Here is a 16,747-nt window from a genome sequence, read left to right on the forward strand (position 1 = left end):
CTAATTGCGAATGGTCAGACTGGTGCTGATCTTTTCGATCATGCTGCTGACCGAGGCGATATGAGCCTCGATCGCCGGAAGGCGATCGACCTTCTGGCTGATTTTGGCGAAGTCGGTCCGCGTTTCCGCCTTGAACTCATTGAGGGTCGCGGCCAGCCTTTGTTCGACTGCGGCGAGTTCCGGTTTTGTGGCGCTGCCGTCGCGAAGTTGGTTAACCTGCTGTTGCAGGGACTGCACGCCGGCCTGAAGGGTCGTACCCAGATCGCCTCGCGACTTCGATTCCTGCATCTGGATTTTGTCCAATCCCCGTTCGGTCAGCGCTTCCAGCGATTCAAGTTCGCGCCGAGTTTCTGAACGCAGCCGGGTATTCTGGCCGATGAGCCAGGCAAGGGCCGATGAATAAAGAGCAAAAAATGTCAGCGTGACGGTCGCTACTCCGATCCAGTCATTCGTCGTCATGCTGCTCTCGGTATGTGGATCAATCATGGACTGCCGGCGTTGAGCGGCACGCCGTAACTGGTCGCCTGCAGCGGAAAGTTGAAGCGCCAAAGGCTGCCAAGCTGCGCGCTCATGTCCCATCCGGCAGGCCAGGCGATGCTGGCAAAATTATCGGTCACCGCATCGCCGCGGCCGATCTGGGTAGATCCGTAAGGATAGAATAGGAGGCAGCTGGCGGCCGTGTTTACCGGCGCACTGGCGAGTGTCAGCAGAAGATGCGTGGCGTCGATGCGCGACGCGCTTATGGCGGCAATGATGGGGCCAGGGGCCGCGACCGATCCGCCATCCATCACGGCCCAGCCGATACCGGCAGCGGCCTGCAAGGGCAGCAGAATATCCGTGCCCTGATCGTGCTGGATGGTGACGATGATGGTGGCGCCACTCAACTGCGCGCTCAGGATTTTTGGTCCTGCCTTCGGCATGGCATTGAGAATTGTGGGCGTCGTATCGGCGAAGCCGGCAGCCGCGAGCGCGCGCGCTGCGCCATGAGCGCCGCGCAGGCCGAAGGAGATCTCATCTGTCTCATCGCGGTGCGTGGCGTCACCGCCGCTCCACAATCCGGTCGTTGCATCATAGGTTGCGTTCAGCGGAATGCTGTCCGCGGTCTGGGCGACGAAGACGGTCAGATTGTCCGTCCTGTCCCCCGCAATATCGCTGATCGCTTCGCGGACCATCTGGACCCCGCCATCGGTTTCGTACGGGATGGCATTCCACATCAGCAGCGGCAGGTTTGCGGGCGTGCGGCCCAGCATGCCGCGGGTGAGGGCGGCCAGCCGTTTAACGGTTCCGGCATAGAGCGCCTTCTGGGAATAGGGGGCCGTGCTGTCCTGCTCAGTCCAGGGCCAAAGGATGGCCGCAATATCCGTCAGGTCCTCAGATGTCGGAATCGCCGCGCTGCCCGTGAGATAGGCCTGAGTTGCGAGGCCATCCGGGCCGAGCACCCAGCTAGACGGGTCAGAGCCGTCGCCCGGATTGGTGAGGAAGGTGCCGCTGGCTGTTCCTGGCGGGAACAGCGGTGCCGTGGCATTCGAGATCGGGTGGCCGTTGACCTGCGTATAGCGCGCCGGGCTGAGATAGGTGCCGGAAGGCTGGAAGATGAGGTTGCCGGCCAGGGCGCCGAGATACCAGGAAAGCCCGTTCGCCATGAGCTGAGCGCCGCCTGACGCCACAAAATAACTGGCATTTGACTGACCCATGATGAGCAGGCTGACGCCCTTGCGGGCCCCGAGTGTCCATCTGCCAAGGTAGCCGACCAGCGTCGCGACTTCGGACGCCGAAAGAGCGCGCGGCCAGGTCGCCATTTCATGGAACCAGAGCTGGGCAGCGCCCTGCAGCGTCATGTCATGCAGCAGCGTGACAGGCCCGGTGACGCCCGTGGGCAATGGATTGGCGACAGCACCCGCGACCTGAGCACCGTCAAGCCATATATCGACGCCACTGCCCGGTGTATTGCGCAGGACGATGGCATGGCTGTGCCGCCGGGTGATGGACGAGGACAGCAGGACATTGGCTGCAGCTGGAAAGAGGTTGAGCCTGCTGCCGTTGGAGGAGAGGGACAGAGCAATAGTGCCGCCGACAGTGATCAGCGCAACCGGATTGGCATTGACGTAAGATGTGCCCTGCCTGCGGTTTGGCCTGCTCCAGACAAGGCAATGGGTCCAGGCGATATCGGGTGAAAGGCTGAGCGCGCTGACCGTCAGGCCCGTATCAGGATCGAGTGTCGGCGCGTAGCTTGCCTGGGCGATCGGGGCGCCAAGACCGCCCAGAAGGCCATTCAGCCTTGGCGTCGTCATCAGCATCGCAGGCGTCACGCTGCTGCCGGTGTAGAAATGGTACGGCGTGAGCGGCGTATTGGCGCCGGACAGGTCAGGCAGCGTCGGGACTGCCGTGTTCCAGTTTACGGCTGTGCTGGCGTCCCACCAGCCGGCCAGGCCGCTAATCGACGCGGGCGTGGTGCCGGATGAGGCGCTGCCGCCGCCGGCCCCCGACCCCACTGACGAATTGCCGCTGGGGCCGCTTAACAGTGGTAAACCCGCGCCTACCAGCAGCGGCGTATTGGGGGAAACGAGCAGCATCAGCTGACGGTCACGCTTGCGGAGACCGCATGAACGCTTCCATCAGCGGTTGCGACCCAGGCGTAATAGGTACCAGCTGTTGCGGGCGCCGTCAGATAGGCACCATAGAGCGCGTCGCCATTGCTTTGGCTATTGACATAGAGGCCGGCGACCCAGCTTGTCGGTGCTGTGGTCGTCGAGGTTGACCAGCCAAACTCAATGCTGGCGGTTGTGCTGCCGGGCGCCAGGACGGCATTGACGCCGATATTCGCCTGTGACGCCGTATAAGGCCCGGTGGGTGCTGTCTGGAAGCTCAGGGTCGTGGGTGTCGAGCCGCCGCTCCCGGTGCCGCCGCCACTCCCACTTCCGCCGGAGCCGCCGCCTGAGGTCGAGCCACCCCCGCTACTGCTGCTGGATGCGCCGCTTGTAGAGACAAGAACGCTCGCCCCGGCATCCAGGTTGACGATGAATTTCTCATTGATGCCCTGATATCGGATTTGTACATCCGCCTGCACGTAGCCCAATGCGGTGCGATTGGCAGGGTTGTTGACGCTATCGCAGAGCACGGCAAAGGGCGTTGATCCGTCCGTGCTCCCGAGCATCCCTTGACCTTGCAGGTTCGCGAGGAAGCCCAGCAAAGTACTGCGAATATGACGCAGCAAAGCTGTGTTGATGACCTGCCCGACATAAAGACCCATGCCAGCGGCGAGCGTCGCCGCGATATAATTCGTCAGCCGTGTGTAGTTGTCACCGCTGACCGCCGGGTTGCTGGCGCTGTTATGGCCAAGCCGCAGGCTCCAAAGCGTCTGTCCGCCCGCGCTCGGTGTCGTGATCAGATCAATCCCGGCCGCGAATAGCTGCTCCAACTCGGCATAACTGTAGGTGCGGGTCAGCCCGCTGCCCGGCAATCCGACGCCTTGACTGCCGCCGATGGCATAGAGCGGCTTGTTGAGCCCGGACTGTTCCGGCGAGAGATTGGCGAGGCGCCCGGCGGCGAAGGCCTGCGGGCTTACCAGCCGCTCTGTCTCATTGGTTGCGTCCCACCAGGCCAGCCAATCCCCGAACAGAAGTTTGACGGCGGCACTGTCAATGCCGGCGCTGGCCTTTGTGGCAATGGCATTGGCGATGGTATCGCCGGCTGGTCCGGTCAGCATCGCATAGATGCCTTCGGATGCCGCGAAAACCTCCACATCCGGCCAGTGTATCGCGTCCGTGCTGTCGCAGAGGTCGAGTATCGCGCAGCCCTGTCCGGTCAGTGCGTACATGCCGCTCAGCGGTGCCATGGTGCCGACAAGGGTCGCGGCGGTCACGCCCGTCGCGCCATCGGTGCCGCCGGACAAGGTGAAGTGCGCGGCGGCCGGTGCCGTGGTGCCCCCCTGCGTCGCGGCCACAACGAAGCGCGATGCCAGCGCTGTCGCCTGGCCAATGCCGGTATTGATCGCGGCCGCAAGCGCCGTCCAGAAGGCAGCGCCGCTGCCCTCGATATTGTCGAAGCGCTCAGGCGTTTGGCCGATCAGACCGATGATGGCAGCCCAACTGCCTGCCTTGCTGCCCGCAGCCAAGGATATGGCGATGAGATTGCCGACCGCGCCGGCGTGGATGGCCGTAAACGTGATGCAGCCGGCGGGCCCTGGACCAGTGGCGGCGGTCTCAGTGCCATCCGTGACACGCACGCAGCGGAAGGCCGTCGCACCCTGCTGAACCGCGATGGCGACATGGGTGCCCATGTCGAAAGGACGGTTCATCACGGGGCCAAAGCTCTGCGCATAATCTGCCATGGTGCCGATCACGACCGGCTGGCCGACCGGCCCCCAGCTTGCCGAGCCGACGGCGCCAATGACGTTGCTGGGCACACCATTCAGGATGGTGGCGGCTGGGGGTACCAGCTGGACATAAAGATCAGGCACGACCAGCGCGGTCGTGTTCAGGGCACCTTGCTGGGTGATCATGCTTGCTCGATTTGCGTATGGCGCTGCTGCACCTGCTGTGCTCCTCTCCGTGGGAAGAGGATGGAGGGAGGCAGCCTATGTTGATTGCGCAGATTTCAGACCCGCATCTGCGGCCAGGCGGTGTTCTCTATCAGGATGCGGCAAACTCGAACGGTGATCTCACGCGTACCATCGCGCAGCTCAACCGGCTATCGCCGCAGCCTGATCTTGTGCTTTTGACGGGCGATGTCGTGGACACCGGTTCGCGTGAGGAATATGCGGTCGCCCGCGAGATTCTCAGCGCGTTGAGGGCACCGCTTCTGGTCATTCCCGGCAATCATGACGAGCGCGCGGCTTTCCGGGCGGCCTTCCGTGATCACGCCTATCTTCCGGCAGAAGGACCCTTGCATTACGTTCTGGAATTGGGAGACAGGCGGGTCATCGCACTCGACGTCACTGTCCCGGACGAGCATCATGGACTTTTTGATGCGTCTGCCGAGGCTTGGCTGGAAGCGGCACTTATGGCGCGACCTGATCGTCCGATGATCGTCATGATGCATCAGCCACCGATTGTGACCGGCGTACCCTATCTCGACGCGTATCGCTGTTTTGGTGCCGATCGCCTTGCGGCCTGTATTGCAAGGGCACCGGGGGTTGAACGGGTCCTGTGCGGACATGTCCATCGTCTCATGCAGATGCGGTTCGGAGGTACGCTTCTGTGCACCGCACCGAGCACAACGACGGCGATCGCCCTGCGGATCGATCCAGCTGCCGAACCGGCATCCTTTATCGAGCCACCGGGCCTGCTTCTGCATGACTGGCGGGACCCGCACGGCCTGCTGACGCATTATCTGCCGATCGGGGAATTTCCGGGGCCATATCCCTTCGCGTGATCAGGCCACCGTGAAGGCAGCGCTGACACCAAAGATTGTGCCGTCCACCGATTCGACCCAGCAGTAGTAGCTGCCGGCGGTGCTCGGCATAGTGACATAGGCGCCCCAGAAAGTATCGCCGTTGCTTTGCGTATTCACGAGCGCGCCTGCCGTCCAACTCAGCGGTGCCGTGCTGGCGGAGGAGGAGATGCCGAACTGCACGGCTGATGCGGCGCTGCCGGGGGCAAGTGTTGCGTTGACACCGACTCCCGCCTGTCCGGCGGTATAGCTGCCGCTGGGGGCGCTGACGAAGCTGAAGCTTGCCGTCGTTGCGGAGCCACCCGAGGTGACCGTCGATCCGCCTGAGGTGACGGTCGAACCGCCAGAAGAGGTTGTGGAGCCGCCGGAGGACACGGTGGTCGTGCCGGACGATGTGGTAGTGGATGATCCGCTGCTGCTGACACCCTCCCAGAAGACCAGATTCCCCGCGGAATAGGTGATGGCGCTGAGATGGGCTGCCATCTGCACCGGCAGACCGGTATTGCCTGTTCCCACGGTAATCCCGGTTCCCATGGTCACCGTGCCGCTCGACAGGTTGAGCACGTCACAGGCGAAGCCTGATCCCATATTGACAAAATTGGCCGAGAGGGTGATCGGCTGGCTGCAGACCAGTATCGCGCCATTATGGGCGGTCGCATCGAGAACCGTATTGGTCGTGAGTTCAACGACGCGCCGTGTCGCAATCGGCAGCTTGGCCGCGATATAGGTCCAAACGGCGGCCATCGTCTGGCGCAGCAAGGTGGTGCCGCCCTGATCGAGGGGAAAACTGTCCGTGTCATGAATGACGGCGGCAGCCTGTAGCTCATCGACTGTCTGACCGTCCAGAAGACCGGTTAATGAACCTCCCACGGCGATGGTGCCGCTTGTCATGATCAGGCCGGAGCCGAGCGCCACGGTCTCTGGACCGCCTGAGCCCACTGACACCCGCCCCAGCAGCGTACCTGTAGGGGCGGTGATGGCTGACTGCTGGCCGGCGAAGAGCGCTGCCAGAGTGACGCCGTTGGTGCCGTTTCCCTGGTCTATCGGCATCACATCGGTGGGGGCCAGCGTCTGAGCTGCAGGCAGCTTGGCGATTGTCGGCATGTCGCATTCCTTCGCAAAGCGCCTCAGGCGATGGCGACCCAGCCCGTATTGCCGGTACCGGACTGCTTCACCCAGAAGATGGAACCCGCGGCACCGCTGAGATTGCGGTAATCCGATCCGGGCGGTGCGGCCACTACGCCGGTCGGCGCACCGTTGCCGATCGTCGTGGTACAACCCGTGGATTGCGCGTCATTGACCCAGCGTACGGCACCGGCGCCGGCGGGGTGAAGGCGAACGTCACCGGTTTGCGAGCGCAAAGTCACGCTGCCGTCAGTCGCAGGCGCAATATAGTCGGTCTGCTGGTACCGGCTGGCAAACCAGACGCCGCTTAGCCCGACCCACTCCACCTCCGAACGGCCAGGGGTTGTGATCGAGACACCGGAGCTGGTCATCTGGCTCGGGTTGCTGCCCGAAACCGCCCAGGTAACGGGCACGCCACAATAGACTGTCAGGCGCCGCCCCGTCGGCACGGGGATGCCGACATTCGCGATTGCGGTAGCGCCTGTTCCGCCCCCGCCGGTAAGCGAGACCGCAGGGGCGGATGTATAGCCCGCGCCGAGGCTCGTCATACGAAAGCCGATCACGCTGCCATTCATGACAAAGGCGGTGGCCGCCGCACCCGATCCGCCACCGCCGCTGAAGGTGACAGCCGGGGCACTGGTATAGCTACTGCCACCGGCGGTGAGCTTGGTGAAAGTGACGTAGCCCGCGTAGTTGCCGGCATTGAGCGACCGCAGCGATTGCACCGCTTGCGAGGCGCTGAGGATGGATACCTTGTCGATCACATCAGGGAAAAGCATGGAATAGAGGCCAGAGAAGCTGCCGCTGGTGGTTTCGCTTGGATCATAGAGATGGATCGAAGACGCGCCATTGAGCATGTTATCAGCGATCGTCACCGTGTCGGTGAGCGGCAGAAGGCAAAGGCTCAGATCTGCGCCACTGGTGGTGATGAAATCATTGCGCGCGACATGTACATTTTGTGGTCCGTCGATGAGCAGAATGCCGCCGCCCCCGGCTGGAATGTCGATGACGTTTTCGGTGATCGAAACATCGCTCGACGGAACGCCGATCGGTGAACCACCCGCCGTCGTCTCGTTATTATAGATCACGATGCCGTAGTAGCTCGCGGCCGAGACAAAGTTGCCGGTTATGCGCGGCTCCTGGGCACCGCCGGCATTGATGCCAATGCGCGATGTCGAGACGATGTTGTTGGCAATCATTGTGAAATTTGCGGCACCGGCATCTATCCCGAAGCCGCTATGGGTCGAGACGACATTGCCGCTGACCGCGGAAACCCAGCAATTGGCCAGGATGCCGCCGCCGTTCACATTGGTCCCCCCGTTGCTATAGACGAGGTTCCCCTGAATATTCAGATTGTAGCCCTGAGCGACGATGCCGTATTCCGTATTGTCATGGGCGATGTTTGCGGAAACGACGCATAGCATTCCATCGGACGTGGTATTGGCGATGGTGGCGGGCACGGCATAGGCATTGGCGTAGTCGCCCACCAAAATACCGATTTGATTGCCGTAGCACTGGTTGCCGACAACCGCGGCCAGGCGCGATTTCAATGTATGTGCGGAAGTGACGAGATCGATCGAGATCCCGGCAACCGAGTTATTGTAGAGATGGCAGGCCGTTACGGTCAAACCGTCAACCGCCTGCGCGCGAATGCCATTGACATTGCCAAAGGCCTCGCAGGCGGTGACACTATGGCGAGCCAGGATCGGGTCGGATTGATTGAACAGCAGACCAGAGCCGCCGATGGCATTTGAAAAAGCGCAGCGGAGAAATGTTGAGCGTAGACAGGTTGCTGGGACCGAAACCGCGGTGACACTGCCGGTCAGGCTGCTATTGGCATCGAAGATCACCCCTTCGACATGAACCACCGGTGCCGTCAGCGTGATCCAGGCTGATCCCGCGCCCTGCGTCAATCTACGGATCGTGGTCTGGCCGGCAATGCCGAGCAGCGTCAAGGCAGCGCCATTGTTGAGGGTGAGCGCGCCATTGACGATATAGGTTTTCGCGCCCAGCCGCACCGGCCGCAGGGTGGCGATTGCCGCCATGAAGGCCGCGCTGTCATCGGTCGAACCATTTCCCACGGCGCCGAAATCTTCGATGCAGATGCTGTCGGCAGCATGCGCTCCCAGGCTACGCGCGGTATTGCCGCCAATGGCACTTGTTTGCATCGGAGATGCGTCAAAGCCAGGTAGGGTGGCTAGGCTCGACAGAAATGTGCTGTAGGCAACAGAATTCGCTGTGCCATTCTGAGAGACCGGAATGAGATCGGTCGCGGCCGGCGCGTTGCCAACGGGCAGTCCCGCTATAGCGAAAGGTGCCGGGGCCGAGAGCGTGCTATTGGCCAGCGTCAGATTGCTGCCGACCGTAATGGCGAGCGGGCTGCTGGATGCGGTGCCGCTATTGCCGAGAATAGCCCCCGGCGGCACGGAGATTGCGGGCTGAAGACCGGCTAGGAGCTGAGCCCGCGTGACCTTGCGCGCACCACCACTTTGCGTCGTCATCAGCTCATCGGTGTCGGAACTCGCGACCGCAGCGGGCAACTGATCGATCGTGGGCATCGTCTAACTTTCGATGAAGATGGGGTTGCCGGAGCTATCCAGTATAGGGGCTCCGGTTTCGGTCACCAGTTCCATGCCAAGCGGCGGCTCTGTCGAGAGCGAGAGGCAGGGAAGATAGACGGTACGCTGAAATCCCCGGCCGGACACAGTCTCAATCGCCAAGGTAACGGCATAGGTTGTGCCGCTCTGACCAGCGCCAAGCCAGAGGATAGCGCACTGGCCGTCTGCGGAAGACGTGTTGAGTGTGAGATCGCCCGTTTGGTTCGGGTTGATCGTCACATCCAGGAAAGCAATGCTGTCACCGTCATCGCCCCAAAGTGCGGGCGAAATATCATAGGAATAGTCGAGAACATCGGCAGGATCTTTTGGCGGCCATGCATTTGCCTGGTAACCGGCTGTGGTGCCGCGCGGCCTTGGATCGAAACCGGTGATGGTCAGAAGTCGTGCAGCACTCGGTTTCCATGAATGGGCTGCTTGAGTTGGCATATCAATACTCCAGGACCACGATGCCGCCGGCCCCTTGGCCGCCATTGCCCGCGGTATTGTAGGTGCCGCCAGCGCCCGATCCCGGCGCCTGCCCATTAAGAGCAGGATTTCCCGCAGTGGATGCGCGTCCGCCGCCGCCATACAGGCTTTCACCGCCATGGCCGCCGATGACGGTTGACCCGTTCTGGCCGTCAGCCCCGTAGCCGCCATAGCCTGCAAGCTCGCCGCCGCTGCCCTGGCCGCCAGAGCCGCCGGGTGTCGATGCGGCAGTTTGATATTGACCGCCCTGGCCGCCTGTCGCGCTCAGCCAGGTGCCGAAGCTGGAACTGCCGCCGCCGCCGCCAGAGGCGCCTGCCACGCCGGCTGCGCCACCCGCGCCTACAGTGATGGCAATGGTGGTGCCTGGCGTCGTGCTGAACGTCCCGCTTGCGAAGCCGCCCGCACCGCCGCCGGCAGCCGCGTAGCTGCCATTGCTGCCGCCGCCACCACCGCCACCACCGACGACGGTGGCGCGGACCAATCGCACGCCCACTGGCACTGTGAAGGTTGTGGATGCGCCATAGGCCACGCGGCGTGAAAATCCAGGGGTCAGCGACGGAAGCTTGAAATTCAGGAAAGGCGCCGCGGGGTGAACTGCGATATTGGCGGCGGTGATCGTGCTCTGCCCGTTATTGACTGTGATCAGATAGAGGCCGGACCATCCGGCATCGACTGCCGGCGCCGTTTGCGTCCCCGTATTCGCGGCAACTCCGGCCTTCAACTGCAGCTGCACGCGTTGAATGCGCTGCGTATTTTGGGCTGTACCGGAGTTGGCTGGCCCGGAATAGGGCTGTGACGGATTGGCAGCATTCACATAAGGCAATACGACGGGTGTTGTGTCGCTTTCTGAGAAGCTGGCCTCGATCAAATAAATGATGCTCTGGCCGGATGTGGCGGGCGGGGTAATGGCAAAGCTCGTTGCCGCGAGATTGATTCCCATTTTGACAATCTGGTCTGTCGTATCGGCTGCAAGCGAGCCATAGCTCAACGTGTCCAGAATGCCGAATTGGGTGATCGATCCCGCCCCCACCGAGACCGACAGGGAGGCTGGCACTGTCGGCTGACAGGCCAGGCCATCCACGATGGTGCTCGTGCCCAGCGCGGCCTGCAATGCGCTGCCGATCGCTGTCATTGTATTCCGGTTGAGCGACAGAAAATCCGTATCCAGCGGAATCGACGCGGGATAGACGATTTGCCGGTCCATATGCGGTCCTTAATTGGAAAGTGCTGTCCAGGCGATGGTCGCAGCCGGCATGGACTCTGCGACGGCTGCCAGGATCTGTGCGTCCGTGACCGAGCCGCTGATGAGACTGGTGTCGCCCCATGCCAGAGCAGCGCTGTTCCAGCCGCCCAAAGCGAAAGTGACAGGGGCCGAGCCCCAACCGCCGACATTCGCGATCCCGCCGCCCTTTGGCCGATAGGCGACCGTGAAGCACTGATAAGGCAGGGTGAGGGAGCCCCAGCCGCCCAGGCTGTTCCAGCCGAGGGTGGGCGTGCTGAAGCCGCCGGTATCGCGGGGATTCGCAGGCTCAAAGACAAGCGGAGGACGGCCGGTCAATGCGGTCACGTTCGCGATCAAAGCACTTCTCGTGCCGCGCAGCCGCTGTAGATTATGGGTAATGCGCGCTCTGAATGCAGTATCGGTCTCGCCGCTTTCGCGTGCCCAACTCGTGCCGCCGTAATCACGCGCAATCAAATCAAGCCACCCACCGGATGCGGTCGTGATGCGTGTCTGTTGCTGAACATAAGTCAGCAGTGTGAACAGCCAGGCCCACACGCTGGCGAAGCCAGAAAGTACTGCGGACAGAACGGGCGCGTCATCGGCAAACCAGCCTTGGGGTAGCGCCGCCCGTAGCCGCGCTACCATATCAGCCTGATCACCCGTCATTGTCTGTGCTTTCAGCCGACGGCAAGCGTGCCAAGTTTGATGACGGAGCTGGGTGTCGCCGTCAGGTCGGCATTACTGCTTTGCAGGGTCAATCCGCTAACATTGACCACATTCGGGCTTGCATCATAGGCAAGCTGCGCGAGACGCGTGTAAGGAAGCGTACCGCCGACCGCAAGTGTGTTGACATAGCTTGCGATCGTCGCATTGACCGCCGCTATAACGGCCGCATTGTCCGCGCCACTGGCTATCGTCAAGGTTAGGGCGATATTGGCGGATATGACGCTGGGCGGCTGAATGGCAAAGGTCGAGCCGAGGGGGCGGACGGCGTCCACAGCGGTCTGGACAGCACTCAGCAGCGGGGTTGACGGGTTGCCTGAACCGTCGTCCACGGTGACGACGAAATGCCCCGGCAGATAGTTGCCATTGATATCTGCGTTCTCACGAACGGTGCAGGAAAGTCCTTGCTTTACACTGTATGCGGCATAGGTCACGGCCTGGATGGTGGCGCGCGTGCGGCTGTCGATGAAGCTTTGAAAGCGCTGGCGGAAGGCGGCGTCGGTTTCGGCATCCAAACCACCCGTCAACCCATTGGGGTTGGTCACGGTGTCCACGCCTGGTAGTGCACTTGCAATCAGCGCGATTGTGCCGGGCAGAATATTGCCGGCCGCACCCGCGACGGTTGCAGCCACAGGCACAGTTACCGAGGTGACGCCGGCACCCAAGCCATAGCCGGACTGGGCCGTTGACCAAGCGCTGTTGGTTGTATCACCCACAACCGCAAACTGAGAGGTTCCGTCTGTGGTTGTAACGATCAACCCAGCCGGAATAAGAGCGGTGATGCCAGCGCTATAGCGGCTGAACGTGACACTGCCCTGGGCTGGCACCGCGGCAAGGCGGCTAAAGCCGAAGTCGGCGCCGAAACTGTCGGCGTCGGCACCATTGCTCGTCGCCAGCCGTGTTGTCTGCAGGGTCAGAAGAATGAGCCACTGCAGCCAGAGAGCCAGGGATGCGTTCGCCTCCAACAGAGCCCGCAGGACGGAGCCCGCCGTGAAATCCAGAAGCTCGGAGGCACTGGCCTGTACGGACGCTGCCGCCTGAGCGACAAGCGTCGTGAAATTCTGAAGCGACATCTGCATGATTGCGTCTTTCGCAGAACAGGAGGCGACAAAGCCTTCAGGTCGATATCGTGATGCCGATCGCCTGCATGGTCGTGTCTGCAGCGTCGCTATAGCTGATGGAGAGGGACACGATGCTGCCGGCTGCATTCACCGTAACAGCCGGGGCAGGGCTGCGCGCGACGTTGCTTTCGAGAAAGATCTGGCTTTTGACGAGGCCGGCAATACTGGCGCCCTGAGCCGGCGTGCCGATCATCGCCGGCAGACCCGCGCCATAGTTCAGTTGCCAGATATAGTCGCCAGCGTTGGTCAGAAGCCTGCGAAGTACGCGTTGTTGACCCAAGGCGCTGCCGGCAAGCACCGCGAGATCACCATGCGCTGCGACCGTGAGATCGCTCCCGAAGACATGATTGAGGTCCGACATGATGATGCCTGCGAGATTTATGCCTGGGGAATCGGCAGGCCGGTATCGCCGCTGCCGGTCTGCACGCCCGGATGGACATGCTCGTCATAAATTTGGCGAAGTTGCTGCAGTGACCCATGGGTGCCACCTTGGTCGGTGATGTCACCGCTAACGATGAGATTACCCTCAAGCGCGATCGTACCAGACAAATTCCAGACCGTCGCCTTCCCCTCGATGCTGCCGTCATTATGCAGCTTCAGGCAGGCGCCGGAGGCATGAACCAGCCACAGCTCGCCTACCGGCGCACTCGGCGGCGCAGCCTGCAGCGAATAAAGGCTGCCAAGAATAATGCCGTGCTCGGCACGTCCTTCCTGTGCCAGGACGATAACCTGCTGCCCGGGCGATGGGAGGGCAACCAGACCCCAGCCGCTCCCGGTCCAAAGGCTGGCAACTGGCAGCCAGCCGCTGAGAACGCCCTCCGGCTGCAGCGTAACTTTGACGCAGTAGCTGGCCGGGTCGACCGATTGGACAAGGCCGCAGCGTAATTGCCCGGCTGCCCCGCTGATGGCATTCGCCTGCGCGCGGATCGCATTGGTCCAGGCCTCCATCATGATGTTGCAACCAAAGGTGTATTCACGGCGCGCACCGTCTGCACAAAGCCGTCCTGGGGTGAGACACGGCGCAGGATTTCATCCACCACATAGGTCTGGTCGAAATCCGTCTGCGTGCCCTGCAAGGACACGGGGCTGCGCGGGGCGAGCAAAAACTCGCCGGGCATGGAGGCGATGATCACCCTCTCATGGCGGCTGAGATCGGCCAGAGTCTGGGTGGCAAGGGCCATGGCCTGCTCGCCTGTCAAGTTCGGCCGCAGCAAAACATAGTTTGATGTCGCTGTTTTCCTGCGGGCTGTGTCATTGCTGACGGTGCCAGCTGCAGACGCGTGAACAGTCTGCGTGATCATCGTCTGCTGCCGGCTATTCCAGCTCTGCACGGTCACCGCAATGTCGCGCGCGAGTGCCAGGCTCCGTTCCAGCCGCAGGCTGGTCATCGTCGTAACCCCTAATCCGCCGGGCATCCATTGCCAAGTGGCGGGCTGCGCGTCTGACAGCGGTGGCGCGAAGATCAGGCTTCGGTCCTGAACAAAGAGGTCATAGCTCTCGGCTTCGGCCAGCGCGCAGAGAAGATCCCATTCCGTGATCGTGCCGCTCGATTGGTAGAGGGAAAAAACGGTATGTCCGTCCTGGTAATAGCGGCCGGCAGGCGTCGAGGTCGGTGTTATGGCGGGTGTCAGTCCGTGCCGAATAGCCAGGGTCTGCGCGATCTCGCTGGCGGTCTGGTTGGGAAAGCTCTCTGCTGTCAGGGAATCGATCAAAAGGGCAGAGAAATCACGGCCCGTGATTTGCACGGTGCCGGCCACCATATCGATCGTAATTTCATCGATGGGCCCTGTGATCAGGCTTTGCCACGTCGCCGCTGCGCGGGGAAGGCCCGCAAGTGAAATGCCGACGCGGATCTCGGCCGTCGCATCCGTCAGCATACTGAGGGCCGCGGCCGAAAAGCGCTGGTCACCCCCCAGGGCCAGAAGCAGTCGGAACCAGCCGGCAATCTGGTGGTTGCTGGTACAAACGTCAGCTTCCAGCGCGCCTGAAACGTCCTCACCATCCACGATCAGTTGCAGGTAGACGTTGCGTGATTGACCAAGGCTACTGAATGGCAATGCCACCTCCAGCAGAAGGGTCGATCGGCGGCAGTATCAAGGTAGTGACGCCGCTCAGCACCGGGTCCTTAAGTCCATTCAACTGGGCGATGCGCACCCACTGGGTTGCATCGCCCAACCGAGCCGCTGCGATATGAAAGAGATCGCCGCCGACAACCGTGATCGTCGCCATGATTCTCAACTTTCCATCGTCTTGAGCATGGTCAGGCTGCGGCCGACAAAGCCTTGTGCCGCGCTCAAGGATGCCAATTGCCCGGCGGCAGTGGTGACGGACGTAAGGGCAGCGGCAGCGCCCGCGGGCTCAGCGGATTGCAGGCTCAAATCCATGGCGGGCAAGCCTGCACCGGTGCTAGTCACTTGGCTGCCAAGGTCGGTTTGTGCAGTCGTCATTGCAGCAATGCTCTGTCTGTAGGCGCTGGTGCCGAGTGTGGTGCCACCGATTGCGGATATGGCAGTTTGGGCAGAACTCAGACCGGCAGGCACTGCAGTAAGCAAGCCGGCCGCGCTCGCAAGATCGGTTGCGATACTGGTGGCGGCCGAAAGTACTGTCGCCGCGGTTCCGTAAACCAGGTTGCTCTGCACGCTGCATCGCAGCTGATAGGGAATCCACCAGGGTTTGCGATAGTCGAACTGCGCTTCGGCCAGAATGACGATGAAATATTGCTCAGACCAGAACAGGGGTACCGTCAGGCCGGAGATACGGAGCGCATCCAGCAACTGCGCTTTGGAATCAGCATCATTACCTGAGATGATGCCGCCAAAGACGATGTCGGCGTCAGAACCGCCGAGCACATCGGTGACCCGTCCACCACCTGGCAAGTCATGCACGGCCAGGCGCTGACGGCCGCCATAGCGGATTGCCGTCGGGATCTCGAAGGATTCCAATGTATAGGGACCGAGTGAAACGGTGGTTGTCATGGCCAACTTTCTCGGTCACTCAGTTGGTAAAGCCCGGCCAGTTCGGCATCATGCGGCTATTGAAGCGTCTGGCCGCTGTCGGCGGTCGCGCGGCCTGTCGTGCCACCGTCTCAGCCAGCCAGCGGCCGATTTGTGCGCCGTCGATGGAAAGCTCGCCCTGCAGCGGACTATTGTCTGGGGCTGGAGATGGTGCTGACGGCGCCATGTCGCGGGAGGCCGGGATCGGGTTGGCCGAGTAAGGCGCTGGTGGCGGCGGCCCGGTGCGGTTTAAAACCTGTGGCAAGACGGGATGTGCCGGCGAAACGGAACCAGGCGCCGTTGCCGGCGGCAGTGACGCGGTGGATACGACCGGCGTAGCCAGCGGCTTTGGCGTGGGTGTTGTCACAGCTTGCGTCGGTGCCGCCGGCCTGGGCCGCTCCGGCCGTGGCATGGCCGGGCTTGCGATAGCGAGGCGGGACGGGGCCGGCGGTATGGGCCGATCGGCCTCGTTCGACGAGAGGCTGACCGTTACGGACGGTGCGCCCGATGGACGCGGTTTGATGGGGGTCTCAGGACACTTCAGAGCCGCACGTGCCTGCGACTGCGGCGGCGGCGGCGGCGCAGCCGTCACCCGTCTCGCTACAGCTGGTATGCGAGGCGGGTGATCGGCAGGCGGCATCTTGGGCGGTGTGGGGCGTGGGGAAGTCGTAATCGCAATTCTGGGCTTGGCCGCCTTGTCTACCGCCCCTATCGCCAGTGTCGGCGGCGTATTCGCTTTAGCCGGTGGGGTAACGGCAACGGCTTTCGGAGCTAGTCTTGCCTGCCCCAGGTTCGCCTTGGGAGTCGGTGGCGCAGGAACCGACACTGCTGGCGCTGGCTTTTTGTCACGCCCGCGTTCTCTCAGCTGCAATTGGCCAGGACGCTGAACGGATGGCGTGAGACGCGGCAGCGGGGCTTGCTGGATGCGCGGGATCGCTTGTGGTAGCCAGGCTACCGGCTTTTCGGCTGCAGACGCCTCGATCGGTTTTGCAATCACAACACGCGGGGAGGCCATGGCCGCCGTCGAATGGATCTGGGTTGTGGGCGCGGCCGCAAAACGCGGCAGATGAGCCTGCGCGAGGGATTGCA

Annotated in this window: 16 protein-coding genes; 1 reads left to right on the forward strand and 15 read right to left on the reverse strand. The window is 62.3% G+C overall.

The window, feature by feature from the left end; genetic code table 11:
* Genes AC3G7M_RS07635 through AC3G7M_RS07645 form a run of 3 tightly spaced genes read right to left on the reverse strand, consistent with a single transcriptional unit; the run spans position 1 to position 4,501 of the window.
* Positions 1–459 (reverse strand): hypothetical protein, encoded by a 459-nt coding sequence (locus tag AC3G7M_RS07635; protein ID WP_489215319.1) that lies wholly within the window; start codon positions 457–459, stop codon positions 1–3.
* Positions 460–482: 23 nt separating this feature from the next.
* Positions 483–2,573: a hypothetical protein gene (locus tag AC3G7M_RS07640; RefSeq protein ID WP_489215320.1), complete on the reverse strand. Its 2,091-nt coding sequence runs from the start codon at positions 2,571–2,573 to the stop codon at positions 483–485.
* Positions 2,573–4,501, reverse strand: a complete 1,929-nt coding sequence (locus AC3G7M_RS07645; RefSeq protein ID WP_489215322.1) for a phage tail protein — start codon at positions 4,499–4,501, stop codon at positions 2,573–2,575. The genes AC3G7M_RS07640 and AC3G7M_RS07645 overlap by 1 nt, the downstream gene beginning before the upstream one ends.
* 77 nt (positions 4,502–4,578) lie before the next feature.
* Between AC3G7M_RS07645 and AC3G7M_RS07650 the strand changes: the two genes are divergently transcribed.
* Complete coding sequence (locus tag AC3G7M_RS07650) at positions 4,579–5,373, forward strand: phosphodiesterase (protein ID WP_489215324.1); 795 nt, start codon at positions 4,579–4,581, stop codon at positions 5,371–5,373.
* Here the strand turns inward: AC3G7M_RS07650 and AC3G7M_RS07655 are convergent, their stop codons facing one another.
* Genes AC3G7M_RS07655 through AC3G7M_RS07710 form a run of 12 tightly spaced genes read right to left on the reverse strand, consistent with a single transcriptional unit; the run spans position 5,374 to position 15,923 of the window.
* Positions 5,374–6,495 carry a hypothetical protein gene (locus AC3G7M_RS07655; protein ID WP_489215326.1) on the reverse strand — a complete coding sequence of 374 codons (1,122 nt, stop codon included), beginning with the start codon at positions 6,493–6,495 and terminating at the stop codon, positions 5,374–5,376. It abuts the gene before it with no gap.
* Between the two features lie 23 nt (positions 6,496–6,518).
* Positions 6,519–9,074: a right-handed parallel beta-helix repeat-containing protein gene (locus AC3G7M_RS07660; RefSeq protein ID WP_489215328.1), complete on the reverse strand. Its 2,556-nt coding sequence runs from the start codon at positions 9,072–9,074 to the stop codon at positions 6,519–6,521.
* Between the two features lie 3 nt (positions 9,075–9,077).
* Positions 9,078–9,560, reverse strand: a complete 483-nt coding sequence (locus AC3G7M_RS07665) for a phage fiber-tail adaptor protein (RefSeq protein WP_489215330.1) — start codon at positions 9,558–9,560, stop codon at positions 9,078–9,080.
* A 1-nt stretch (position 9,561) separates the two neighbouring features.
* Complete coding sequence (locus AC3G7M_RS07670) at positions 9,562–10,803, reverse strand: glycine-rich domain-containing protein (protein ID WP_489215332.1); 1,242 nt, start codon at positions 10,801–10,803, stop codon at positions 9,562–9,564.
* A 9-nt stretch (positions 10,804–10,812) separates the two neighbouring features.
* The gene (locus tag AC3G7M_RS07675; protein ID WP_489215333.1) at positions 10,813–11,487 is read right to left on the reverse strand and encodes a hypothetical protein; all 675 of its coding nucleotides are present in this window, start codon (positions 11,485–11,487) and stop codon (positions 10,813–10,815) included.
* Between the two features lie 11 nt (positions 11,488–11,498).
* Entirely contained in the window at positions 11,499–12,623 is a 1,125-nt protein-coding gene (locus tag AC3G7M_RS07680; protein ID WP_489215335.1) for a baseplate J/gp47 family protein, read from the reverse strand.
* A gap of 37 nt (positions 12,624–12,660) precedes the next feature.
* On the reverse strand, positions 12,661–13,026 hold the full coding sequence (locus AC3G7M_RS07685; protein ID WP_489215337.1) for a hypothetical protein: 366 nt from the start codon (positions 13,024–13,026) through the stop codon (positions 12,661–12,663).
* Positions 13,027–13,043: 17 nt separating this feature from the next.
* Complete coding sequence (locus AC3G7M_RS07690) at positions 13,044–13,616, reverse strand: phage baseplate assembly protein V (RefSeq protein ID WP_489215339.1); 573 nt, start codon at positions 13,614–13,616, stop codon at positions 13,044–13,046.
* The gene (locus tag AC3G7M_RS07695) at positions 13,613–14,722 is read right to left on the reverse strand and encodes a hypothetical protein (protein ID WP_489215340.1); all 1,110 of its coding nucleotides are present in this window, start codon (positions 14,720–14,722) and stop codon (positions 13,613–13,615) included. Before AC3G7M_RS07695 ends, AC3G7M_RS07690 begins: the two co-directional genes overlap by 4 nt.
* A complete protein-coding gene (locus AC3G7M_RS07700) occupies positions 14,709–14,894 on the reverse strand; it encodes a hypothetical protein (protein ID WP_489215342.1) in 186 nt (61 codons plus the stop codon). Before AC3G7M_RS07700 ends, AC3G7M_RS07695 begins: the two co-directional genes overlap by 14 nt.
* A 5-nt stretch (positions 14,895–14,899) precedes the next feature.
* Positions 14,900–15,646 (reverse strand): hypothetical protein, encoded by a 747-nt coding sequence (locus tag AC3G7M_RS07705; protein WP_489215344.1) that lies wholly within the window; start codon positions 15,644–15,646, stop codon positions 14,900–14,902.
* Positions 15,647–15,659: 13 nt separating this feature from the next.
* Positions 15,660–15,923 carry a hypothetical protein gene (locus tag AC3G7M_RS07710; RefSeq protein WP_489215345.1) on the reverse strand — a complete coding sequence of 88 codons (264 nt, stop codon included), beginning with the start codon at positions 15,921–15,923 and terminating at the stop codon, positions 15,660–15,662.
* Positions 15,924–16,747 lie beyond the last annotated feature (824 nt).

The sequence above is a fragment of the Acidisoma sibiricum genome, from assembly GCF_057837225.1.